The organism is Nostoc sp. 2RC (genome assembly GCF_014222165.1).
Taxonomy (GTDB): Bacteria; Cyanobacteriota; Cyanobacteriia; order Cyanobacteriales; family Nostocaceae; genus Nostoc; species Nostoc linckia.
The window spans coordinates 1-22,085 of sequence record NZ_JACKZU010000107.1 but is presented as its reverse complement, the minus strand read 5'-3'; the positions used below and the strand labels follow the sequence as shown (position 1 = coordinate 22,085).

At 42.1% G+C, this 22,085-nt stretch carries 20 protein-coding genes; 8 read left to right on the top strand and 12 right to left on the bottom strand.

The genetic code is table 11. The annotated features are described in order from the left end of the window. Positions 1-247: 247 nt before the first annotated feature. The 4 genes from GNE10_RS14460 to GNE10_RS14445 all read right to left on the bottom strand — a co-directional run bounded on the left by GNE10_RS14460 (position 248) and on the right by GNE10_RS14445 (position 4,211). Positions 248-994, bottom strand: a complete 747-nt coding sequence (locus tag GNE10_RS14460; protein ID WP_185565771.1) for a creatininase family protein — start codon at positions 992-994, stop codon at positions 248-250. Between the two features lie 324 nt (positions 995-1,318). Beyond that, complete coding sequence (locus tag GNE10_RS14455) at positions 1,319-1,591, bottom strand: cupin domain-containing protein (protein WP_185565770.1); 273 nt, start codon at positions 1,589-1,591, stop codon at positions 1,319-1,321. A 21-nt stretch (positions 1,592-1,612) separates the two neighbouring features. Next, a complete protein-coding gene (locus tag GNE10_RS14450) occupies positions 1,613-1,972 on the bottom strand; it encodes a Mo-dependent nitrogenase C-terminal domain-containing protein (protein ID WP_185565769.1) in 360 nt (119 codons plus the stop codon). A 547-nt stretch (positions 1,973-2,519) separates the two neighbouring features. Beyond that, on the bottom strand, positions 2,520-4,211 hold the full coding sequence (locus tag GNE10_RS14445) for a TrkA family potassium uptake protein (protein ID WP_185565768.1): 1,692 nt from the start codon (positions 4,209-4,211) through the stop codon (positions 2,520-2,522). Positions 4,212-4,457: 246 nt separating this feature from the next. On the opposite strand from GNE10_RS14445, the gene GNE10_RS14440 reads away from it, so the two are divergent. Beyond that, the gene (locus GNE10_RS14440; RefSeq protein WP_185565767.1) at positions 4,458-4,712 is read left to right on the top strand and encodes a hypothetical protein; all 255 of its coding nucleotides are present in this window, start codon (positions 4,458-4,460) and stop codon (positions 4,710-4,712) included. Between the two features lie 59 nt (positions 4,713-4,771). Here GNE10_RS14440 and tnpA read toward each other — a convergent pair whose 3' ends face one another. After that, on the bottom strand, positions 4,772-5,167 hold the full coding sequence (gene tnpA, locus GNE10_RS14435; RefSeq protein WP_185565766.1) for an IS200/IS605 family transposase: 396 nt from the start codon (positions 5,165-5,167) through the stop codon (positions 4,772-4,774). 88 nt (positions 5,168-5,255) lie between these two features. Here tnpA and GNE10_RS14430 point away from each other — a divergent pair, with 88 nt between their 5' ends. The 5 genes from GNE10_RS14430 to GNE10_RS14410 are packed head-to-tail and all read left to right on the top strand — an operon-like array spanning position 5,256 to position 9,496. Then, entirely contained in the window at positions 5,256-6,434 is a 1,179-nt protein-coding gene (locus GNE10_RS14430; RefSeq protein ID WP_185565765.1) for an RNA-guided endonuclease TnpB family protein, read from the top strand. Positions 6,435-6,488: 54 nt separating this feature from the next. Further along, positions 6,489-7,991, top strand: a complete 1,503-nt coding sequence (locus GNE10_RS14425) for a hypothetical protein (RefSeq protein WP_185565764.1) — start codon at positions 6,489-6,491, stop codon at positions 7,989-7,991. A gap of 17 nt (positions 7,992-8,008) precedes the next feature. Next, positions 8,009-8,305 carry a hypothetical protein gene (locus GNE10_RS14420; RefSeq protein WP_185565763.1) on the top strand — a complete coding sequence of 99 codons (297 nt, stop codon included), beginning with the start codon at positions 8,009-8,011 and terminating at the stop codon, positions 8,303-8,305. Further along, positions 8,290-8,571, top strand: coding sequence for a hypothetical protein (locus tag GNE10_RS14415; protein WP_185565762.1), 282 nt, complete (start codon positions 8,290-8,292; stop codon positions 8,569-8,571). Before GNE10_RS14420 ends, GNE10_RS14415 begins: the two co-directional genes overlap by 16 nt. After that, positions 8,486-9,496: an RNaseH domain-containing protein gene (locus GNE10_RS14410; RefSeq protein WP_185565761.1), complete on the top strand. Its 1,011-nt coding sequence runs from the start codon at positions 8,486-8,488 to the stop codon at positions 9,494-9,496. The genes GNE10_RS14415 and GNE10_RS14410 overlap by 86 nt, the downstream gene beginning before the upstream one ends. 209 nt (positions 9,497-9,705) lie before the next feature. Here the strand turns inward: GNE10_RS14410 and GNE10_RS14405 are convergent, their stop codons facing one another. Continuing rightward, entirely contained in the window at positions 9,706-11,691 is a 1,986-nt protein-coding gene (locus tag GNE10_RS14405) for an amylo-alpha-1,6-glucosidase (RefSeq protein ID WP_185565760.1), read from the bottom strand. A gap of 685 nt (positions 11,692-12,376) precedes the next feature. On the opposite strand from GNE10_RS14405, the gene GNE10_RS14400 reads away from it, so the two are divergent. Next, entirely contained in the window at positions 12,377-13,843 is a 1,467-nt protein-coding gene (locus GNE10_RS14400; RefSeq protein WP_185565759.1) for a diguanylate cyclase, read from the top strand. A gap of 15 nt (positions 13,844-13,858) precedes the next feature. Here GNE10_RS14400 and GNE10_RS14395 read toward each other — a convergent pair whose 3' ends face one another. Next, a complete protein-coding gene (locus GNE10_RS14395) occupies positions 13,859-14,419 on the bottom strand; it encodes a hypothetical protein (protein WP_185565758.1) in 561 nt (186 codons plus the stop codon). 407 nt (positions 14,420-14,826) lie between these two features. On the opposite strand from GNE10_RS14395, the gene GNE10_RS14390 reads away from it, so the two are divergent. Then, positions 14,827-15,204: a hypothetical protein gene (locus GNE10_RS14390; RefSeq protein WP_099068474.1), complete on the top strand. Its 378-nt coding sequence runs from the start codon at positions 14,827-14,829 to the stop codon at positions 15,202-15,204. A 399-nt stretch (positions 15,205-15,603) separates the two neighbouring features. Here GNE10_RS14390 and GNE10_RS14385 read toward each other — a convergent pair whose 3' ends face one another. The 5 genes from GNE10_RS14385 to pipX all read right to left on the bottom strand — a co-directional run bounded on the left by GNE10_RS14385 (position 15,604) and on the right by pipX (position 21,430). Next, complete coding sequence (locus tag GNE10_RS14385) at positions 15,604-18,276, bottom strand: RNA helicase (protein WP_185565757.1); 2,673 nt, start codon at positions 18,274-18,276, stop codon at positions 15,604-15,606. A 207-nt stretch (positions 18,277-18,483) separates the two neighbouring features. Then, positions 18,484-19,302 carry a pyrroline-5-carboxylate reductase gene (proC, locus tag GNE10_RS14380; RefSeq protein WP_185565756.1) on the bottom strand — a complete coding sequence of 273 codons (819 nt, stop codon included), beginning with the start codon at positions 19,300-19,302 and terminating at the stop codon, positions 18,484-18,486. A gap of 191 nt (positions 19,303-19,493) precedes the next feature. After that, the gene (locus GNE10_RS14375) at positions 19,494-20,102 is read right to left on the bottom strand and encodes a cell division protein SepF (protein ID WP_185565755.1); all 609 of its coding nucleotides are present in this window, start codon (positions 20,100-20,102) and stop codon (positions 19,494-19,496) included. Between the two features lie 384 nt (positions 20,103-20,486). After that, complete coding sequence (locus GNE10_RS14370) at positions 20,487-21,155, bottom strand: YggS family pyridoxal phosphate-dependent enzyme (protein WP_185565754.1); 669 nt, start codon at positions 21,153-21,155, stop codon at positions 20,487-20,489. Continuing rightward, positions 21,152-21,430 (bottom strand): transcriptional coactivator PipX, encoded by a 279-nt coding sequence (pipX, locus tag GNE10_RS14365; protein ID WP_096536564.1) that lies wholly within the window; start codon positions 21,428-21,430, stop codon positions 21,152-21,154. Before pipX ends, GNE10_RS14370 begins: the two co-directional genes overlap by 4 nt. Positions 21,431-22,085 lie beyond the last annotated feature (655 nt).

Here is a 22,085-nt window from a genome sequence, read left to right as displayed (position 1 = left end):
CAGAGGTGAAACGCTGCTGCGGCAACGATAGTTTAGGGGTTGCCCTACGCTAAAATAGCTCGATGCCAGGTTCTATTCTTTTATCCATAATATTGTTTGTATTTTTTATACATTCAAATTTAAGTAGACTTATCCCCAGCTTATCTAATAAGCTGGGGATATTGTTTATTAATAATAATGGTTCACGACTGTGAATATATGCGGGGAATTAATTTTCATTGCATCAGTAGAAGATATTTGCATGTTTCTACTCTACGTTCAGAAATTCCAAATATCCATTGCTAAGTTCTTTCACCGCCAACTCATAAAATTGTTTACCATGTTCTGGTGTTGCTAAAGCAGGATTTGATCCCATACGTCCATCCGGATAACGCACTCGAAAGTCTGCTGCACTATAAATCTTGTGTCCGCTGGCAACTTCTGGTGAAAGGGGTGCTTGCTTAATCGCTTCTGGATAAACGTACTGGGTGAGGGCTACTTCACTTGGAGTTGCATGAGAACCTTCTCGATCGCCATATAATTCTTTAGCTAGTTTATATACTGAATTACACATAAACCAGTTACCAACTTGGCATTGTACTTGTTGGGCATTTGCAATGTGCAGATCTTCTAAATGAGCGTAAGTTTCTGAAAAAGCTGCTTTGAGAGTAGCAATGTTACCGCCGTGTCCGTTAATAAAGTAGAACTTGCTAAAACCGGCTTTGGCTAAACAAGTTATATAGTCTCGCACTACTTGAATTAAAGTACTAGGACGCAGACTGATTGTTCCAGGAAAAGCAGTATGGTGCAGTGCCATCCCCACATTAATTGTAGGGGCAACCATCGCTCTAGTTGCGTCGCCCACACCACGAGCGATCGCTTCTGCACAAATAGCGTCAGTACCAATTAATCCTGTTGGCCCGTGTTGTTCTGTGGAACCAATGGGAAAAATAATACCTGTTGATTGCTGTAAATAAGCTTCTACTTCTTGCCAAGTACTTAAATGTAGTAACATTTTTGGTGATTTTCCTCTGATAAGACATCTTCTATGATTTAACTTCTACTACTAACATAATTATGAAGTTTCTTTTGATTTAGTGGTGGTCTTCGCTAGAATTCGTATTTTTGAGAATTTTAATTAATAGATCCCCGCTCTCTTCAAGAAAGCGGGGATATGAAAGCAGATTTCAATTTATTGAAATTCAGTTTGGTCGCTAGCTATCAAGCTTATTTTACTTTTGAATTCTGCGGTATTTTTCAATAATGATTTAGGATTGAGTTATAAAATGTTTCTTTTGTAGATATCAAAAAAACAAAGGGGATCAATCTCTAATCTGAATTAATCAAAGTAATAATGCTTTTTTACGTTACTTTTAATTTCCCATATGCAAGACATACCAGCAGGAAAAATTACTAAATTTCCTTTGCCTATTTGCACTGGCTGTCCACCATCAGGAGTAACAACTACATCACCTTCCAAAAAGTAGCAAGTTTCTTGAGAATCATAAGTCCAAGGGAATTTTGAGACTTCCTTTTTCCAAATTGCCCATTTGGAAACACCCAATTGTTCGAGACGTTGTTGACTAGGTTGATGCTCAACTTGAATTTCCATACTGTGCTTGATATCGTTTTTTTAGCAGTACGATTGGATATCTTCTCCACATTTATCTACTAAATAACATAAAGCACGAAAACGCAAGCCTACAAATTCATCGTAAAGGGGATTGAGCTTGCACATTGGAGGAATGTGAGCTATCTTGCGGCCAAACAGGATGATATCACGTTCAAAGGGACACTGGGCTGGAATCAATTTGGCGATAAATTTGGCCAATTTGCGATTCTGAATTTCAATTTTGTCGAGCCATTGACGTAATGGTTGCAGTAGATCTAATTTCCGCTGAGCAAATTGTTTTTTAGTAACTGCTGGATTTTTTTCTTCTAAAGGGCTAATAAAAGCAGGTAGAAATATTCGCCGATTATTGGTTTTAAGCATAGTTTTAAGCAAGGTTTTCCTTGTTGTAGATGAACTATTTGTCGTTTTTGAATAGTGCTATGTAATTTGTTTGGCAATTTGCATTCTGTTAAGGAATCGAGGGAAAGCAAGCAGAATGCAAAGCATTTACATGCATCTTTGGGGGGAAATAGTTTGATTAATTGTTATTTAAACCCACCAAATGTTCAAGAACTGTCCCGTTAAATACAAAATAACAAAGAAAATATAAAAATTGCATTTCTTTAACTTATTAATTTTTAATCTCAAAGATTGCAATTTTATATACAAAATATAAAAGCCTGGTTATAAAACTGCCTAGTATCTACAGATATACTTTAAGGAAGAAAAACACCGTTTTTGCGTCGCTATACATACACTCCGCTAGGATTAGCCTATACTATCTATAGACATTAGGGTGCTAAATATTCAGTAATTTGTGCTATATGTTACACAAAATAACCCAGATATTATTTAATAAGTAGCAAAAAATCCTTTGATAAGTTCAAACTAATAGTGACAATTAACAGTCATGAATCCGAATTAGTAATTAAGTCTGTGTTTCACATACTTGCTCGTCGCGCCACAATTGATATAGCCGCGTGGCGGGCATCGTCATATATAAAATATCACCTGCACTGAGGTTAGTTTCTAGCAAATCCCAGCCGTGCAGCGTTTGGTGATTTGTTTCTACGTATAAAGGTACACAATCAGTAGACATGGCGACATCTTTTACCCACTGACCGCAAAAGGCGTGTGAAGGTGTAATTACTGCGGCGAAAGCTACCCAAAGACTATCTGCTGTGATGCCATTACCAAGGATTCGTCCACCTAATGCAGCTGCGGCAAAAGCTGGGGCTGCTAATTCAGCAGGGCTGAGTACTGCCTCGAAGTCAAATAGCTGTTGTGCCATACCAGCGAAATCGGGATCGGCATAATGAACAATCACTGGGATGCTTGGCGTCAAGCTTTTAGCCTTGAGAGCAATCTCTAAATTTGTGGCATCGTTACTAGTTACAGCCAATACTGCCGCGGCAGAATCTATATTGCTGGACTTGAGTATGGTACGGAAGCTAGCATCACCTTGAATTACAGGAATACCTAGTCCTCTGGTGGTGTTAACAAATCTGTTATTTGAGTCAGTTTCAATGACTACAACTTCATGTCCGTTGGTGTGGAGTTGCTGGACAATTTTGACGCCAATACCACTCAAGCCGCAGACGATGTAGTGATAGCGTTGGGGTATTCGTGCTGCATCCCAAAATTGCTTAAAGCGGCTTCCCAGGACAAAATCGGTAAGCATTGCGTACCAGATACCAATTACCACTGCGCCAACTAGCATCATGATAACGGTAAATAATTTAATACTATTGGGAGCATTTTCTACTACTTTGTCATTACCGCCTGCTCCAGTAATCATACCCACAGAAAAATACAGAGCATCGATGACAGACAACTTCAGTTCAGCAGATGTATAGGTGAGGGTAGCAAGTAGAATCACCGCAAGTAAGACAACTGCACCCACCACTACCGATCGCCCATGTTGCTGAAACTCTCTAAGATTAGTTATAACTTTCAGCAATTTTCTAATTAACGATCGCCTCTGAGGACGAATCCGGGGTTGCGTACCAACAATTAAGCGATCCCCGACTTTTAACTCTTGTCCTGAGATGACGGCGGATACCAAATCCATTTCACCTTCCACTGGAAGATAATAAATTAGCATCCGCGATCGGTCTTCCCACAACTCATTGAGTTTTCGACCTTTCCACAAATGATTTTCATCAATATATTCTTCGTGAATTGGCCAAGTTTGCTGAAATAATTTAATTTGGCCGATGGCTCGACTTCCCAGTGCCGCAAAGGTAAATACCGGTGCTGCCAAACCCACAACACTCATACTCAAATGGTCTGGCAAAGTTTGATCTAAGCGCTCACCCAAATTTGTATTATAAAAGCGGTTAATGATGCGAATTTGGGGATTCAGCACTCGCGCTTGCATCATAATTGACAAATTCAGTTCATCTTTAGAACCAGCAATTACTAAAGTCTGTGCCTGCTCGATTCCTGCTGCTTTGAGGGTAGCCGCTGCTTGCAAATCGCCAACAATCACATCCGGCGTAGTTTCTCCTGGAATCGCTTGGTGATGAATGCCAACAACAAATGCTCCCTGCTGTCTGAGCAAACGAAAGATTTTATATCCAGTACGTCCTAAGCCACAAACAATAATTCGAGGTTTCATGAAACGGCAGCATCTTTTACAGGCGGGGCTGCATTTCTAGTTAATTATCCAAATTATTGCTCGTTTCCTAGAAATATAACTGTAACTGACAACACGATTACTTTAATTGCAAGAGTTAGGAGTTGGGAGTAAAAAAGTGTTTATATTTGACTTTGATGTGTGAATAAACAGCTATTAGATGGCACTTTTCGCAAATTCTAAAAGTCAATGTCATTCAGATACCTGAAATTTTAAAATATTGACCTGATGAAAAACTTAGCGCCCTTAAAAGATTTTGGTAGTATTCTATGCCCTCTAATTCTAGCAGGAGTGTTAGGGACTACAGCCCAAGAAGCACAGCCGCAGTCAGCACCAGGGCCTATTTCTGCGCCTAATGTCACACTTAGTGTGCAGCGTAGCAGTGGTAGGTGTCCTCAAGCAATTGGACTGTGGTGGTTTACTTTACAACTCTTAGAGCAGAAAGCCCACCAACAAAAGACTAAAAACTTTTTGGGTTTTTAGTCTTTTGTGTCCTTCAGGGGTGGGATGAATGCGTAGCGCCTTTAGGCGCAGTCTAGTTTTTAACGTGTTTTTTGATTAGCAATATACTTTTTAATTGTCTCGCTTGATGCGTCTCCTGCTGTTCCACAAAAATAGCTTCTAGTCCACATTGAGGGCAATCTTAGTAGATGCGGAAATTCCTGTCTCAACACTCTAGAAGTATAGCCTTTGAGTCTAAACATAATTTGGTCTGGGGCTAAGGTTGGAGGACAACTCACAAAAAGATGCACATGGTCTTCCATAATTTCAAGGGCTAGAATTTCGCACTCTAGTTCTTTTGTTTTTTCATAAAGCAACTCCTCAAGTTTTATAGCAACATTTCCAACTAACACCTTTTTGCGTCTTTTTGGTATCCAGACAAAGTGGTAATTAATCAAAGTGACTGATGTTGTCTTGTGTCTATATTTTTCAGGCATATATAAAATTTGCGTCAAGTCATGGTCAATAGCTTGCGCCTATCAACCATGTTGTACTATATTAGATTTGTCGTCAATAGGTCGAACGATGTTAGTCTTAGAAGCCAAGTTAAAAGGTAAACAAAGTCAGTACAATTCAATAGATGAAGCTATTAGAGCGGCTTTATTTGTCCGCAACAAAGCTCTAAGACATTGGATGGATAACAAGGATGTTGGCAAGAACGACTTGTCATCGCTTTGTGCTGTTTTAGCTCAGGAATTTGAGTTTGCCAATAAGCTTAACTCTATGGCTCGTCAGGCTTCTGCTGACAGAGCCTGGTTTGCAATCAAAAGTTTTTACGATAATTGCAAAGCCAAGAAACCCGGTAAGAAGGGATTTCCACGCTTTAAAAAACGTGGGCAGTCTGTTGAGTATAAAACATCAGGATGGAAACTTTCTACTGATAGAAAATACATCACATTTAGCGATGGGTTTAATATCGGTAAGTTAAAAATTGTTGGTACTCGTGACTTAAGTTTCTACGCTATTAAACAGATTAAGCGTGTCAGATTAGTTAAAAGAGCAGATGGTTATTATTGTCAATTTTGTGTTGACGTTGAACGCAAAGAACAGCATCAACATAGTGGTTTGCAAATAGGAATTGATGTAGGACTTGAATTTTTCTACACTGATTCTGATGGTAAGACAGTTGAAAATCCTAGACTACTACGCAAGTCCGAGAAATCTTTAAAGCGCAAACAGCGTCAAGTTTCAAAGAGTAAAAAAGGTTCATATAATCGCCGTAAATCTGTTAAAAAATTAGCTAAAAAACATCTCAAGGTAAGTAGACAGCGTAAAGATTTTGCAGTTAAGACTGCAAGAGCGCTTGTCCAGTCTAGCGACTTGGTAGTTTATGAGGACTTGCAGGTGAAAAATATGGTTAAAAACCATCATTTAGCTAAATCTATCAGCGATGCATCGTGGTCAATGTTCACTAATTGGGTAGACTACTACGCTAAAGTTTTTGATACTTGGGCGATAGCGGTTGCGCCACACTACACATCACAAGATTGTTCTGTTTGTGGGACACGAGTTAAAAAATCATTGTCTACTCGTACCCATAAATGTCACTGTTGTGGAACAGTTATGCATCGTGACCACAATGCAGCGATTATGATTTTGAACAAAGGAATTAAAAGTACTGTGGGGCACACAGAATCTAAAGCTTCTGGACAGAACGACCTCTATCTAGGTGGGGAAACTCCTCTAGACAAGTTGGCTGGATGAACGAAGAATCCCGTCGCCTTTAGGCACGGGAGTGTCAAAAAACGTATCAAAGAATTGAAAGATAACTCTGAGCTAAATCGAGAGCAAGCCCAATTATTACTTCAGGTAGAACTTGGCTTTGCCTTGATGGAGTGTTTAGGAATCGATGATGAACCAGTCACAGCAGTTTGGGCAATACTCAGTGGTATGCCTTTGCGACATCCACGTTTACAAAACTTAGATGAAAATCAGAGGCGTGCAGTTGCTAATGCTCGGCAAATTATCCCATTTTCTGCACGTTTTGTATGGTTGGGGGCATTACGTTTCTACATTCGCAATATTCCGCAAAACTGGCGTAATTATGATTTTAATATCCAGGATTTAGATTCTCAGATTATTCATGCGGCGAAAGGTCTGCGCCATCAAGTCCACCAAAATTTATATGAAAACTGTCTGAGTGCTGATTTAGAGTTTCGCCAACGCAGGGCTGAACCAGCAAAGGCAGGAGTTCCCTACCAATTCCAGGCGAAGACGGAAAAAGAAACAGTTTCCATGCAAGTACAGTTCACACCAGAACATTTAAGTCCTGCACGACAACAACCTTGGTTTCCTATACCACGCGATCGCAACTCTTTTTCAGTGCGAATTTCAGATTTAGAGTCAGATGCAGAGTTCCTCGATCGCCGCGAACAGTTACTAGCACGCCGATATGGTTGGCACGAAACACAAAAAGGACATTGGGTAAGCCGCTTTGGCAAAATCAACTTTCACAAAATTCAGCCAGATGGGACGGTGAGCGATCGCAATACAGAACCACTAGATTTGGATGGTTTTGTACATATTGCGGGACAGGTGGCTTCTGGGAAGTCTACCCTGTCAACTTTGCTTGCTGTTAATGTTGTGCGAAATCATAGCGATCGCCGCATCACCTTAGTTGTCAGTGATGTACAGTCAGCAATTCGGTTAGCAAATCAAATTAATTGGTGGTTCTGTGACGATCCCGAAAACGATGAGCCTGTTGCAGTACCGTTATTAGGACGCACTAAACGAGACGCACATCTGAAAAGCTTCTATGGCTCAAAAGACTTTCAGGAACACTGGCAACGCCGACAACCACATTGGGGCGATCGCTTTTTGGGAACGGCTTGTGCTTTGCAAGGACTCCTACAAGCTAACGATATCTTTGATCGATTGCATGGTAAGCCACTCATACCTGGAACTGAGCCATGTCACGCTTTGAAAGAAGCACCAGAAAGCGAAAGCAAGCGTAAAAAACAAAACAATTACCCTGGTGTTTCTCATTTATGTCCGTTTTTTGCTACTTGCCCATCACAGCTAGTCTATCGTGATATGCCAAATGCCCGTGTTTGGATTACAACTCCAGGTGCAATGGCAATGGCTGGTTTACCGCGTCATCTAGAATTGCGTCCCATCAAAATAGGGGAACTCGTTTATCTACATTCCGATATTGTTGTATTCGATGAAGTAGACACAGTTATTAAGTGGTTTGATGACGTATATGCTGAAGAAGTTTTACTGACCAATGGTGGTGTTTTTGATGACATTGGGGTACTTTAGGACAGCAACTTGAGGAATTGAAACGCCTTGGCCAGAGCAATCCAGATTTTTGGCAGGATAGGGAACGCATACTATTACTCGTCAACTCCTACGATCAGGCGCGATGGGTAGCAGAGGAAATCCGTCAATGTTGGTGGGGTATGCGGGAGCAAGTTTACCATTTGCAGCGCGATCGCACAGAAACTTTGACTGAGGATGATATCAACTATTTCTCAAAGATGGAAGTTGGTGCGCTTAACCGTGCTGATATCGAAAAATTGCTATTAATGGTATTTACCGAGCATTGCAGGGTAAAGCAATGCACATTTTTCTGATTTATCGAGAACAAGATACTTGTGAAGTAGTTTACCAACAATTACGTGATGTATTTCTTCTAAATGAAAATGAAGATTTTCCACAAGATATAACAGTTTCAAAAATTTTGATTGATGATGCGACGCTTTTGCAGCCACTTAATACAGGTGGATTATTGCCTAAAGATCGTAATAAATTCGATGAGCAAATACGTGCATCAAGCAAAGCGAGAAGCATGGCGAATTTTTCTCCAAAAAAATGCTATTATTCCACGGATAAATTTTGAGACTAATCCCCACTGCTTAGCAATTATTGAAATTGGCAGAATTAAAACAAAAGGAGTTCTCCCTCAACAAAACATTAAAGAAGCTATTCGTGAAGCTTGTGTTAGAGAGGGAATGAGTTCTCAAATGATACAGACAGTTACACAAAAATCAAGTGACACAGAAGACGATGAGGATAAATTACCAGCCTACAGCAAAGCAACAAAAGGACGGGTGATGAATGCTGTACTGGATGGAACATTAGTACAGTTTGTTGCACGGGTAGTAACTAAACATTTAGACAGACCAACCATTGTTTTAATTGAAGCCGAAGGGTGGCGTAACGAACGTGGCGAAGATAATGAAGGCAAAATGTGGCCTCAGTTGCAAAATGAGTACCTGCTGGCAAAACGCAACGTTCTAGACTTCAGCCATGTTCCTGGTCATACTTGCGAGTACAGCCGTGAGAATAACCAATTAAAGAACTTATTAGCAGTAATTCGGATTCGCACTGGTAAAGAAACACCACAATACATCACCAATCGAGAAACTTGGAGCGAAGATTGTCCAACACGAGATTTACCACATCTCAGCGGTTTTTACGATGGGTCAGCACTAGAATTACTACATTATTTCTCTGTGGGAAGGCTACCAAAAACACAAAAACTGCAAAATGAGATGCCAATACCCGAACTTTACAAACTCGGTTATCAAGACGATGAATACAGTGCTAACATCCCATTCAAACATCAACAAATGGTGGAAATTGTGCCGTTCTTTGTACGCTCAGATTTTCAAAAACAAGAAGCTTTAAAGGCTCTGTGTCGAGTACCTCACTATTTAAGATGCACACCTGCTTGGTCTATGGGAAATATCGTTTTGCCATACCCAATGCATTTAGGCAAGGAACTCATAGAAGACCATCTATGCATACTTGGTGTAAATTGACAAAGGGAACTCCAAAAAATAAATTATTCCGGTTAAAGCGTTAACAGTTAACAGTTAACAGTCAACAGTAGTAATGAAATATTTTTTGACTTGGAAGTCCCAAATTTAACGTGAGGCATAATCAAAGGTATTTGTTATGCCTCAACAGATGAACTTTCTTAACACCAAGCGTCCCCTCTGAATCACAAGCCCCTTAAACGGAGGCGATATCAAACCTCCGTCACCAACCAAGCACGCAACACTTCTGCAACTGTCCATGCTTGGGCAATGCATCCGCGTGGAGTCATTGGGGCATCGCCATCAAAAATTTCGCTGAGACTGCCAATGCCATGTGCTATTAGATGATTAGCCATTGGTTGCAGAAATTGACGCGCCTGTTTAGGATTTTTGTAGACGCGTAGATGTGCTGTGACAAACGACCCTAACAACCAACCCCACACAGTCCCCTGATGGTAAGCACCATCGCGTTGATACTGGTTGCCACCGTATTTACCCTGATACTGGGGATGATTGGAAACGAGCGATCGCAATCCATGTGAAGTTAGTAACATCTGTCCACAAATGTCTACCACTGCTTTTTGTTGGGCTGTTGTCAGTGGGCTTTCTGGTAGGGAAACGGCGAAAATTTGGTTAGGGCGCACAGATGGATCATCTCCGTTGGGAGTATCCAGCACATCGTAACAGGAGCCGGTTTGCTGATTCCAAAAGCGAGCAAATCTGATTTGGGCGCGGTCTGCCATCGCTTCATACTCTTGATGGGGTTTGCCAATCAAACGAGCAAACTTAGCCATTGTTCGTAGGGAATTATACCACAGGGCATTAACTTCTATTGGTTTGCCAATGCGGGGCGTTACTACCCAATCTCCAACTTTCGCATCCATCCAAGTCAGTTGCACGCCCTTTTCTCCTGCATACAGTAAACCATCGGTGGCATCGAGGTGGATGTTGTAGCGCGTACCGCGACAGTGCCAGTTGATGATATCCGTCAGCACGGGGAATAGTTCCATTAGTAAATCATTATCCTCAGTGGCGTTGTAATAAGCTCGAATGGCTTCAAAATACCAAAGAGTTGCATCGACTGTGTTGTATTCTGGTGTCTGGCCTGCATCCGGGAAACGATTGGGCAACATTCCCTGGTCTACGTGCCTAGCAAAGGTGCGAAGAATCGAACGTGCAATTTCTGGGCGGCCAGTGGCCAAGGTTAAACCAGGGAGGCTAATCATGGTATCACGTCCCCAGTCACTAAACCAGGGATAACCAGCAATGATAGTTTTGCCTTGGGGGTCTTCTGGTACTGAACGGTCAACGATAAACTGGTCAGCAGCCAAAACCAAATGATTCACCCAAGCAGGAGGATCGGCAGCATTCAAAGGTCGGTTAGATTTCCAAAGTCCAATTAATTTCTGTTCTAGGGTGTGGCGATGTTTGAGTGCTGCTTCGCCGTTCAACTCTGGTTGCTTGTGAGTGCTAGCAACAAAGGTGAGGGATTCTCCTAAATTGAGGGTAACTTCAAAGGTAGCGGCGTGGAGGTGGTCTTCTTTGTCACTTAATCCTCGATAGCGTTCTACAGCTAAGTCAAAGTTATAGTACCAATTGTGGGCAGGGGAGGCGCTGGCGCGGTCAGTTAGTAGATATATAGGTACGGCATCAGGATAAGCACTGACACAAATTCCCTGTTCCACTTGTTCGATAGACATCTGCCAATCATTATAATTGTGGGTGTCGCTGTGGTAATCGCGGTAGTTAGCGATCGCCTTAAGCGTCAACTTCAGTGGTTGAGTGGCACGACGCAGAGTATATTGTACGTAAGTTGTATTCGCTGCCTGTTGCATCCAGATTCGTTTTTCTAACAATGCATCAGCAACAGCAAAACGCCACAGGGGAACTGTACCTTCTAAAGAAAAATGTTCGATATTTTGATAGCCGTGGGCATCGATGGTACCATCTGCCCAACGATTGGTATATAGAGAATAAAAGCCATCGCCATACAAGACTGTTTCATCTAGCTTTGCTAACAGTAAAGTGCGACCCAGAGGCGGTTGCAAAGCTGCTACTAATAAACCGTGATAGCGGCGAGTTAATAAACCTGCCACGGTTCCAGAAGCATAACCCCCGATACCGTTAGTCACTAACCATTCCCGTGATGCTGCTATGTCCAGATTACCGCAGATTTCCCGCCCAAATTCCATACACATAACTCAACACTCTTGCTGGCGATCGATATTTGGATTATCAGTTATCGATCGCATAGTGTGGTGAAATGAACATTAAGAAATTATAAAAAAGTCATTACCGAATCTCGAATATTCGCAGACATAAATTCAGAGTTGTTAGGACTTACGCAACTGGCATATTATTTTAAGTTTGTAGTAAGGACTTCAGTCCTTATTAGAGGACTAAAGTCCTTACTACAAGCAAAAAAAATTGATTTTTTGTGACACTTGCGTAAGTCCTGGTTGTATCTAAAAAAATAAATTGTTCGGCTTTGGGTTGTTGATTAGTTGATTGTTGACTGATACCAATTTTGCAGCCTTTGTGACAAAGGTATTTCAATAATTTCAAACAATACTTATTATACCAATTTAGTCTCAGAACTTCTTATCTCTATCTCCCTTGTCCTCCTTGTCCCCTTGTCACTCTTCTCCATTCCCCCATACTCGTAACTTTTCCAAGACGATCGCTGATTTTGCTTGTTAAACTTTAAGTTATCAATATAGCACTCCCAAATAATTTGTGAAATCTTACATGTCAGGGTTGTTGATTGTTAACAGTCAACAATCAACACCTATATGTTCACAACTGAAATAGGATTGCTATATAAGCATAATTAAGTATTTTACAAAACTATCTTCCAGTTATCAGTTAGTAAAATTGCAATTAATGAACGAACAATTGAAAGTGATACGAGTTGCTTGGTGCAGTCCAACTGATTTGCCCAAACCCCAAAATTTATCTCTCAATTTGGAGTGGGTTCAAGTTGATAGTCCCGCTTTATTTGAGAAACATTTTAACGCTGTTGTACTGGATGTTAGGAATTTTGACAATTTGGAGCAAGTCAAGTTTATATACACTAATGTTGGTTTACCAACAGTAATTTTGATAGACACTATAGAGCAAGAATCCACTGTCCTTTCTTGGTTGGATGCAGGAGATGAAACCTGTAAACGGGATGCCCTTGATTGGCAAATCGGTTTGCGTTTGCAACGGAGTTTGTGGCATAGCAAGCAAAAGCATTCTTTTAACCTTGATAAATTAACCGGGACTGCTAATTTTCGTAAGTTTAATGATTATGCCATCGAGCTTTTAACATCCAACGAAGATGTAGAGTCTGTATGTTTGATTTACCTCGATATTGACCGTTTTAAGTTTATTAACGATAGTCACGGTCATATTGCGGGGGATCAGATTTTGCAGGAGGTAGGGCAGATTTTACAAAAGTACTCTCTAGGAGCAGGAATTGTTGCTCGGACGGGGGGTGATAAATTTGCTATTTGTATGCGTGGTAATACTGAGCAGGGAAAAGCTTTTGCAGAATTTCTCAGAACTCAAATCGAGACTTATGAATTCAGACTTAAGGAAAAGTCTTCAGTTCATATCACAGCTTCCTTGGGAGTAGTACCCATGACTGGACATTCATCTCTTGAACAACTGTGGCAAGAAATCAATCAATGCGTCTATGCTGCTAAACAGAAGGGACGCAACCAAGTTGTCACTGCTGAGGAATTTGATGCTATTGCAGACGCTTCTGGACAAGATAAGCTGATTACTGATTTTGAGCATCGAATTCGCGTCACTGCTGAACGGATGATTAATGAGATGGTGCTTAAGGCTAGTCGTTTAGCCAAGAAATACAGAGCAGAAGCCGAACACGATGGCTTGACTGAAATTTTCAATCGCCGCTATCTCGACAGATTACTATTGCGGGAAATAGAAAAGTCTCACAAGTATCAGCAACCATTAACAGTAATACTCCTAGATCTAGATTATTTTGGTGAAGTCAATCGAACCTACGGCTTTCCCACTGGAGATAAAGCACTGAAAACTGCTGCTCATGTATTTAAAAGTAACGTTAGAGGAGTGGATTGGGTGACACGTTACGGTGGCGAAGAATTTTGTATAGTCATGTCCGATACCGATTTGAACACAGGCTATCAAATAGCCGAACGAATTCGTCTAGCTCTAAGCCAGGAAATCGTTACAGCTTACAATGGCGAACAGTTTCGACTCACTGCTAGCATTGGAATTGTGCAACTGATACCAGAAGATAATCCTATTTCTTTGTTGCAGCGTGCTAGTGACAAAGTTCGACAGGCAAAGAAAAACGGGCGCAATCAAACTTGCTTGTGATTGCTACAGTACAATTTAGGGATTAATTGCCGAATTAGCCATTTTCACTAAAGAAGCGCCATCGCCAGCTTTCAATCCCACAGTATATTGCACGCCCTGTTGTCGCCAAGTCAAGGTAGCATCGGAACAATTAGCACCACAACTAAAATCTACAAAATAGCCAGTGATACCTTTAGCCAAAGATACACGTTTACCAGTAAGGCGGGGCGTTTTCTGGGTTACTGCTTCAGCAGACAGCACACCCAAACGGCAAGCATTTCCACCATTACAATCAGGACTAAAACCCAGTAAAATATCGTACTTCTTTTGGCTAGCAGTTTCTATAATCGCGTAAATCGGGTATTCCCCATCCGACTCTGGAATAAACTTCGGTAATAATATCTTGATTTGAGTTTTTTGCTTTAATTTAGGCAAAATCGACCTAAAAACTGGATTTGATTGGATTTTAGTTTGTCCTTGTGCTATTAGTTGAGCCTGATGGTTAACACTAGCTACTGCTGACTTGGGAAAACTGCTAGGACTAACTAATAAAAACACAGCACATACAGTACCAATTTGTTTAAAGCCTAAAATCATAGTTTCAAACCTTTTTAATCTTAAACACTTATTTGTAATACCCATTTTCTGTATCAAATTACGCATTTTATAAATATAAGAGTACAAAAACTGGGAATAATGATATCAATTTGTTGACTGTTGACTAACGCATTAAGTTATTGTCCTTGTCTCCCTTGTCTCTCCCATCTCCCCCATACTTCTCTGCGAGAGGCTGCGCCAACGGCTCCGCTCAGTACAAGTCTCCCCCTCTCCCCCACCTCCCTACAGCAAAAATTACGTTTTAGAACGCAAAATGTTATTACAGATTGGGATTTAAAAATCTGATAAATTTTTGATTTTATAGATGAAAATAGATAACAGGTCACTTGACCTATAACTTTTAATCGGATAGCCTTAGCGTTCAGAAACATTTTATTGGGAAACCGATGAACAGAAAACTAATACTGAATTTGCTTTCTACTTCCACAATTTTTGCCTCGCTGATGTCCACCCTGGGAATATTTCATCCTGCCCATGCTAGTATCACTCAGCGATTAATGCACACGCAAGACGGCCGCACCTGCATCACTAACCCACATGGCGGTAAAGATTTTATATGCATTCGAGATTCTGAGAGAAAGCAACCTTACACCTCTAAACAACGTTCCACCACTGTTGTCACATCAGTATCAGATGAGAATATTGCGATGCTGGACTTTACTGAAGAGGAAAGCGAAGCTGCAATTAAATTATTTGCCTGTGACTGTCCATATTGCATAAATTCTCTGCGTCAGTTGCGTGGCACTGGCAACTTGGTGTATTAGAGTTGAAAAGTCTTGATGGCGATCGCAATAACTTCTATTCAACTGTTAACAACACCCCGATAGTCTACAAAACTGTACCAATTTTGGATTTTAAAGTTTGGATGTTGGCTCGAAAGTCTCAATTACAAAACCATTCCCAGAATTCCAAACAATACCACTTATCCTAAATTTGGTAAAAAGTATACAAACCAAAAAAGCATTTTTAATTAAAGCAAGGGACTGGGGACTGAGTGAAAAGTCTTTTGATGTCTAAGTTTTTTCGTATGTTAATGTCCTAACCGCCTTGACTGTTGCTATGTAACCAAAGAATGAAGACGTGGGGACTAGTATATACGATGCAGAGATTCATTTCTCACCGTTACTATGTCCCTGCATCCCCGTGTCCCCCTCGTGTCCGCTTCATTCAACCACTTCATTCACAGGGAATCTATCAATCAGCTGCATTGCCCGATAAGCATTACGCTGGAAAGAATCTGGTAAGTGGGGAACATGGGGTATCTGCGATAATAAATCCAATGTCCGCCGTAAAATTCTCACTACGTCACCTTCGTCCAAACTGGTGTTATCGCACAGTTCTGTCCACTCCATACCCAGCGCCCACTGTTCCACTAAGGCAATTAACTCAAACTCCAACCATATAGGTAAAGCTACGTTGTAACGACGTTGTAATTGGAACATCTGCCGACGAATTCCCCGTAATTTTCCTAAGGCTTCTGTGACTTCATTACTGAGGTCAAAGTTAACCTTACTATCTGGACGTGGAGTTTCTGTCACCAAAGCGGCCGCCGCTGCTGCTAAATGGTGCGGATCTAAATTGTCCAGTTCGCGGCTAGCGAATACTAAACCCAGCCACAATTCATTTTCACCACGAATGGCAGCAGCAATTTGCCCTAGTTGTGTGGGTAATAGGTTATCTAATGCACCAAAGTGTTGCAGAATAGCAATTAAATTGAGAAATTCTTCCCAATGACGTTGTGACTGTTGCTCTACTACCGCTTGCAACTCTTCGAGTTCGGCTTCTAGTTCAATATACCGGGCCCTGCGTTTGAAAATAGTTCCGACATTGCCTGATTGATGTACGGGATGAGCTTCTATTTGCTCTTGGATAGCGGTAACACGACTGAGTTGTTCGGCAACCTCTGGTGCCATATACAAAGACTCTATGGGATTGGGAATTCGAGTGGCGATGGCAAATGTTTCGGCATCGCCAAGAGTTGACTGCCCCGGTTTCAATGACATTTCTGTTGGTGGTAGTACTTCAGGTGGTACTTCAACTCGCGGCAGTTCGGCATACAAATCCACTACATCTGCTGTAGTTGCCACATACCAACGGTTATCGTATCCCAAGCATACCAAGTAAGGAGTGTCGCCAGAACCAGGGGTTTTTCCCACTAACACTGCGGTTACGGGTGAAGATACTGGGATATTTTTACCTTTGAGACTCAATAGAGTTCCCGACACTGCAAAGCCCAACATCATCGCCAATTGTTCTTGCCTATCTGAGAGGGCTTGTTGTTGCAGAGTTTTCAATATTTGCCGTTCTACCTTCAAGCGTTGCCGCAATTTCTCATAAACAGCCAGTTCATTTTCATCAACGGCGGCGATTTGCTCTTGTAATTGGGCTAATTGCCCTTGCAGTTCGGTTATTTCATCGTATTCTGGTCTTAAATGCAAAGTCGCCATATACTGCCCAAAACTGCGTTCTATCAGTTCCCTAGCTTGCTCTAAGGTATGAGTTTGCAGCAAGTTGAGTACCATACCGTAACTCGGCGTAAACTGGCTGACTAGGGGATCTGGCTTGGATGTGGCCAAATAGGCAGCTTCTTTAGCTCCTTCAAAGGGAGTTTGCACTGTCACCACATGACCTTGTTTATCCATTCCCCGGCGGCCTGCCCGTCCCGCCATTTGCAGAAATTCGGAAGCGTTTAGCAGGCGGTGTCCAGTGTCAGTACGCTTGGAAAGGGTGGAAATTACCGTTGTCCGGGCGGGCATATTAATTCCGGCTGCCAATGTCTCAGTGGCGAATACCACTTTAATCAGCCCTTGCTGAAATAATTCTTCCACCAATGCTTTCCATGCAGGTAAAATCCCGGCGTGGTGGGCGGCGATTCCTCTGTACAGGGGAGCAATTTGTCCCGAACGTCCGGCTTCGGGATTGCGGTTTAAAAACTCATCAATTTGTTCCCGTAAAATTTGCGACTCTTCATTATTTACCAGCCATAAATCCCCCACTTCTGCCACTGCTTTATCACATCCCCGACGGCTGAAGATAAAGTAAATGGCTGGTAGCATATCCCTTTGCTGCAAGTGGCTCAGGGTATAAATAATGCCGGGAGCCTCTGGTCTACCAGCTTTCCCCCGATCGCCTTGTCTTCTTTTACCACGATTAGCCAGACGGGGGTTAATTTTGGTTTTGCTATCATTCAACAGCGGAAACAAGCCTTTGGCATTACAAAAATGAAATTCCAAAGGTACTGGGCGAAAATCCGAGTAAATCAGGTCTGTTGGCCCGTGGACGCGATTGAGCCAATCGGTGAGTTGATCGCTATTGGCTACAGTTGCCGAAAGGGCTGCCAGTTGAACTTCACGGGGACAGTAGATAATTGATTCTTCCCAAACTGTACCGCGTTGGCGATCGTTCATATAGTGGCACTCATCTAACACCACCGCCTCAACGTCCACTAACGAAATGCCCACTTGCCCAATGGGTGTACCATAAAGCATATTGCGGAAAATTTCTGTGGTCATCACCAAAATGGGTGCATCCCTGTTAATGGAAGCATCTCCTGTTAACAGTCCCACCAAATCCAACCCGAATTTTTCTCGAAAATCACGTAATTTTTGATTCGACAACGCCTTCAGGGGAGTAGTGTAGAACACACGTTTTCCTCGCGACAGGGCGCGATAAATGGCATATTCCCCTACTAATGTTTTGCCCGAACCTGTAGGCGCACATACAACTACGGAACGTCCAGCGTTGAGGGATGCGATGGCATCCTTTTGGAACCGATCCAGTTCAAAGGGAAATATCGACCTCAGGTCAAGTTCAGGAGAAGGCGCGGGATAATTCACTCAATCACATTTGCAACCAGACTGTTTACTATACTAACGGGTCTTTTGTCAACTTCGTTAGATTAGGAGTTAGGAATTCAGAGTTAGGAGTTGGGAATTAGGAGTTAGGAGTTAGAAGTTAGGAGTTGGGAATTAAGAGTTAGAAGTAAAAATTCATAACTCCTCACTCATAACTCCTCACTCATAACTCCTCACTCATAACTTTATTCATTTTCCCAGATCTTGCGATCGCTCTGTGGCAGCTTTTACTGCTTCAATCAAAGCAGAGCGAAATCCTGCCTTTTCTAATTGGGCAATCCCGGCGATTGTTGTACCACCGGGACTAGTAACGCGATCTTTGAGTTCTGCTGGGTGCATTTTGGTTTCCTGCAACAGTTTTGCTGTTCCCAGTACTGTTTGCAAGGCTAGTTGATTGGCAATGATTCTGGGTAAACCTGCGGCTACTCCACCATCAGCAAGTGCTTCTATCAATAGCGCCACGTAAGCCGGGCCGCTACCAGATAACCCTGTAACTGCGTCCATCAGCACTTCTGAAACTTCTACAACTTCGCCCACAGATCCAAAAACTTGATGTGCTATTTGGTGATGCTTCTGGTTAGTATATGCACCCAAACAAACTGCTGTAACTCCTGCTCCCACTGTTGCTGGAGTGTTGGGCATTGCTCTAATTACTGGTAGTTGCACAAATGCAGCTTCTAACTGACTTAAAGTTACACCCGCTAGGATGGAAATAATCAATGGTGGGTGTTCTATTTTCAGAATATCAATATCAGCTAACTCTTGAGCAATGGTACTAAAAACCTGGGGTTTCACTGCCAAAAACACTACTTCTTTGGCTTCGGTGAAAACCTGGCTACTATCAGTTGCAACGGCAACATTGTAGCGCTGTTTTAAAAATTCCTGGCGTGAGGGTAGCGGTTCGCTAACTATGACTTCTGAGGATTTATAAATTCCAAGGGCAATAAGGCGGGATAACAGCGATTCTCCCATTACCCCACCACCAATTAAGCCAAATTTAATAGTCATTAGTCATTGGTCATTAGTCATTTGTCATCGGTCATTTGTCATTCGTCATTGTTTATTGCTAACAAACAAAGGACAAAGCGCAAAGTTTGGGTGGAGAATTTCTACCATCAAATGCTACTTGCTTTTAGCCAGGAGACCCGTCCAAGGCAGTAGTTTCACTTTCAATAAGAGGACAAAAGACTAATTTAATTTTATTGTGCCATCCGGTTAGGTTCGTTACCCCAACTTTGATTTGAAGGTGAAGAACCTGCGGGGCGAGAAGGACGGACTGGTGGTTGTGGTACTTCATGAAGAACGCCACCTTGGGTACTAACTTGTACGCAGCTTGGTGTAAACAAAAAGATGCTCTCACCGATGCGTTCTTGATGTCCATCTAAAGCGTAAGTGCCACCTGCGACAAAATCCACTGCTCGCTGAGCTTGGTCTGGATCCATAATTGTCAGGTTCAACACCACTGACTTGCGTTCTCGCAGCGCTTGAATTGCCTGAGGCATTTCTTCAAAGGTGCGTGGTTCGAGTACTAAAACTTCCGAAATTCCGTTAATTGCTCCTGGCATACCAATCACATTCCCCATTGGCTTTGACCCTGCTGCTGCTATCTCTTCTCCCATTGTAGGCACTGGTTCCCGCCAACGTCTATTTTGAGTTGCTGGGGTTTCTTGTGGTACTGGTTGGGGATTTTCTTGTTGATAGAGATTTTGGTAGTTATTGTCTGTATCTGGTTCTTCTTCGTAATACTCGTATTCCACTTGCTCATTTAGACCTACAAAGTCCCTGAGTTTGGAAAAAATGTTGTTCATTGTGTACTCTCCTGGTGCGAATAGCCGGTATTGACTTGGCTTAAATGGTTAATTCAGCCATCTGCGTAGGCGTAGCCCGCCGTAGGCATCGCTACATGGTCGGATACTTCAGCAAATATATTGCTATTTGTAGCCTATACTACGGGCTTTGGCGATGAACGGACACTTTTAGCAAGGCCTGTACATCGCCTAAACATAATAATGAGTCAAGATTATATCCTAAGGTTTGTCCAAAGGAAAGTTCTTTTACCCGAATTTTACTTGGCGATTGCTCTTGTCAATACTATATCCTTTGTTTCCAATTGCACCAGTCTGTTACAAAATTGTTGTCATCAAATCCCGATCTTTTAATTAATACTCAAGAACTAGCTTGACACTAGTATGCTATGGGCGATCGCCAAATAAGATGGTTCCTAATCGCACCATCGTTGCGCCTGCTTGCACTGCTAGTTCGTAGTCGCCTGACATACCCATAGATAACTGCTGCATTTTTATGTGCGGCCAGCTTTGCTCTTGGATTTCTTTTGCCAGTTCGCGACATCGATTAAACACGCTCAAAATTTCGGCATCAGCCAATCCTGAAGGCGGAATTGTCATCAAACCTTGAATTTGTAAAGTTTTGCATTGATTGAGAGCGGGTAGATCCGATAAAAGTTCTGGTACACTCCAACCCGACTTGTGAGGATCGGGAAGAATTTTCACTTGCAAGCAAACTTGGGGAGTCACTCCTAGTTGTTGCGCCAATTGTTCTAAGCGCACTGCCAGCTTTAAATTATCTACGGAGTGAATCCATTGGAATTGTTCAATGGCTTTTTTGGCTTTATTGCTTTGCAAATGTCCAATAAAGTGCCAAGTAATATCCGATAAGTCTTGCAACTGGGCTTGTTTAATGGAAGCTTCTTGGATGCGGCTTTCCCCAAAATCACGAATTCCTGCCGCATAGGCACAGCGAATCGCCTCAGTAGAAACTTGCTTGCTGACAGCAACCAATCTGACTGAAGTTGGTAGCGAGGAACGAATAGAAACAATACGTTCGTAAATCGAACTGTTCATTGGAAGGTGCGTTGGAAAACACTCTGAAGCTGATCGTACTCCTGAGATTGCCCAGTGCGACGCAGAGTGCGTAAGCGATTTTCCAACATCATTCTAGCTTCAGTGCGTCCGATAGGCTGGAACTTAACACCTTTAATGTCATTTGCCACCAAAAAAAATAAACGCTGGGCATAAAGTGTGGTGAATAGATCTTGGTTTTCATCAACCATACAGATCTTGTAAAGTAAACCCCAAGTTGGATGATTTATGTAAGTTTCTGCGTTTTCTGGATTCATTGAATAGTCAAGGTGGGAAATATGTTAAGTGCTTTCGCAGTTCATTCCAAACATTCAGACGATAATACCTTCCTTTCGCCAGAATATTTTCTTAAAATGCGAAAATATGGTTTTGAAGACCTTGATCTAGTTTTTAATCGGCTTTTTAAGCAAGCGGTAGTGAGGCGGAAGTTGTTAAAAGCTTGGCCTAGTAAGGGAAAACACCCGATAAACTTCCCGACAGTTCCTTAGCCAATTTTCTAACTTCTTTCCATACTGCCACAACTGTCGCCCAATGGAACAAAATAACTCATCTCAATGGAATATTGGGGATGGGGCGTGGGGCATGGGGCATGGGAAGACAAGGTAGACAAGGAGAGAAGTCACCAGCGCCGGCTTGGGGCGTACACCGAAGGGGTTACCGCAGGCATCAGAACTTCCGGGAGACAAGGAGAATAAATCCTGATTTTACAGTCACCATTCCCAATGCCCAATGCCCAATGCCCAATACTTCTCTGCGAGAGGCTGCGCCAACGACTACGCTCAGTACAAGTGCCCAATGCCCCATTTTTTATCAAGAAAGGCAGAGGGCAGAGGGCAGAAGGCAGTCCCAATGAAAAAAATTTCACCGCCAAGCATGAAAATGTGGTAGCGTCCACTTAAGGTTGATACAAAC

Bases quoted from the DNA above. Each gene is read 5' to 3' on its own strand.
- GNE10_RS14460 (WP_185565771.1), bottom strand. From the start codon at position 994: ATGTTACTACATTTAAGTACTTGGCAAGAAGTAGAAGCTTATTTACAG.
- GNE10_RS14455 (WP_185565770.1), bottom strand. From the start codon at position 1,591: ATGGAAATTCAAGTTGAGCATCAACCTAGTCAACAACGTCTCGAACAA.
- GNE10_RS14450 (WP_185565769.1), bottom strand. From the start codon at position 1,972: ATGCTTAAAACCAATAATCGGCGAATATTTCTACCTGCTTTTATTAGC.
- GNE10_RS14445 (WP_185565768.1), bottom strand. From the start codon at position 4,211: ATGAAACCTCGAATTATTGTTTGTGGCTTAGGACGTACTGGATATAAA.
- GNE10_RS14440 (WP_185565767.1), top strand. From the start codon at position 4,458: ATGAAAAACTTAGCGCCCTTAAAAGATTTTGGTAGTATTCTATGCCCT.
- tnpA (WP_185565766.1), bottom strand. From the start codon at position 5,167: ATGCCTGAAAAATATAGACACAAGACAACATCAGTCACTTTGATTAAT.
- GNE10_RS14430 (WP_185565765.1), top strand. From the start codon at position 5,256: ATGTTAGTCTTAGAAGCCAAGTTAAAAGGTAAACAAAGTCAGTACAAT.
- GNE10_RS14415 (WP_185565762.1), top strand. From the start codon at position 8,290: ATGCACATTTTTCTGATTTATCGAGAACAAGATACTTGTGAAGTAGTT.
- GNE10_RS14410 (WP_185565761.1), top strand. From the start codon at position 8,486: ATGAGCAAATACGTGCATCAAGCAAAGCGAGAAGCATGGCGAATTTTT.
- GNE10_RS14405 (WP_185565760.1), bottom strand. From the start codon at position 11,691: ATGTGTATGGAATTTGGGCGGGAAATCTGCGGTAATCTGGACATAGCA.
- GNE10_RS14400 (WP_185565759.1), top strand. From the start codon at position 12,377: ATGAACGAACAATTGAAAGTGATACGAGTTGCTTGGTGCAGTCCAACT.
- GNE10_RS14395 (WP_185565758.1), bottom strand. From the start codon at position 14,419: ATGATTTTAGGCTTTAAACAAATTGGTACTGTATGTGCTGTGTTTTTA.
- GNE10_RS14390 (WP_099068474.1), top strand. From the start codon at position 14,827: ATGAACAGAAAACTAATACTGAATTTGCTTTCTACTTCCACAATTTTT.
- proC (WP_185565756.1), bottom strand. From the start codon at position 19,302: ATGACTATTAAATTTGGCTTAATTGGTGGTGGGGTAATGGGAGAATCG.
- GNE10_RS14375 (WP_185565755.1), bottom strand. From the start codon at position 20,102: ATGAACAACATTTTTTCCAAACTCAGGGACTTTGTAGGTCTAAATGAG.
- GNE10_RS14370 (WP_185565754.1), bottom strand. From the start codon at position 21,155: ATGAACAGTTCGATTTACGAACGTATTGTTTCTATTCGTTCCTCGCTA.
- pipX (WP_096536564.1), bottom strand. From the start codon at position 21,430: ATGAATCCAGAAAACGCAGAAACTTACATAAATCATCCAACTTGGGGT.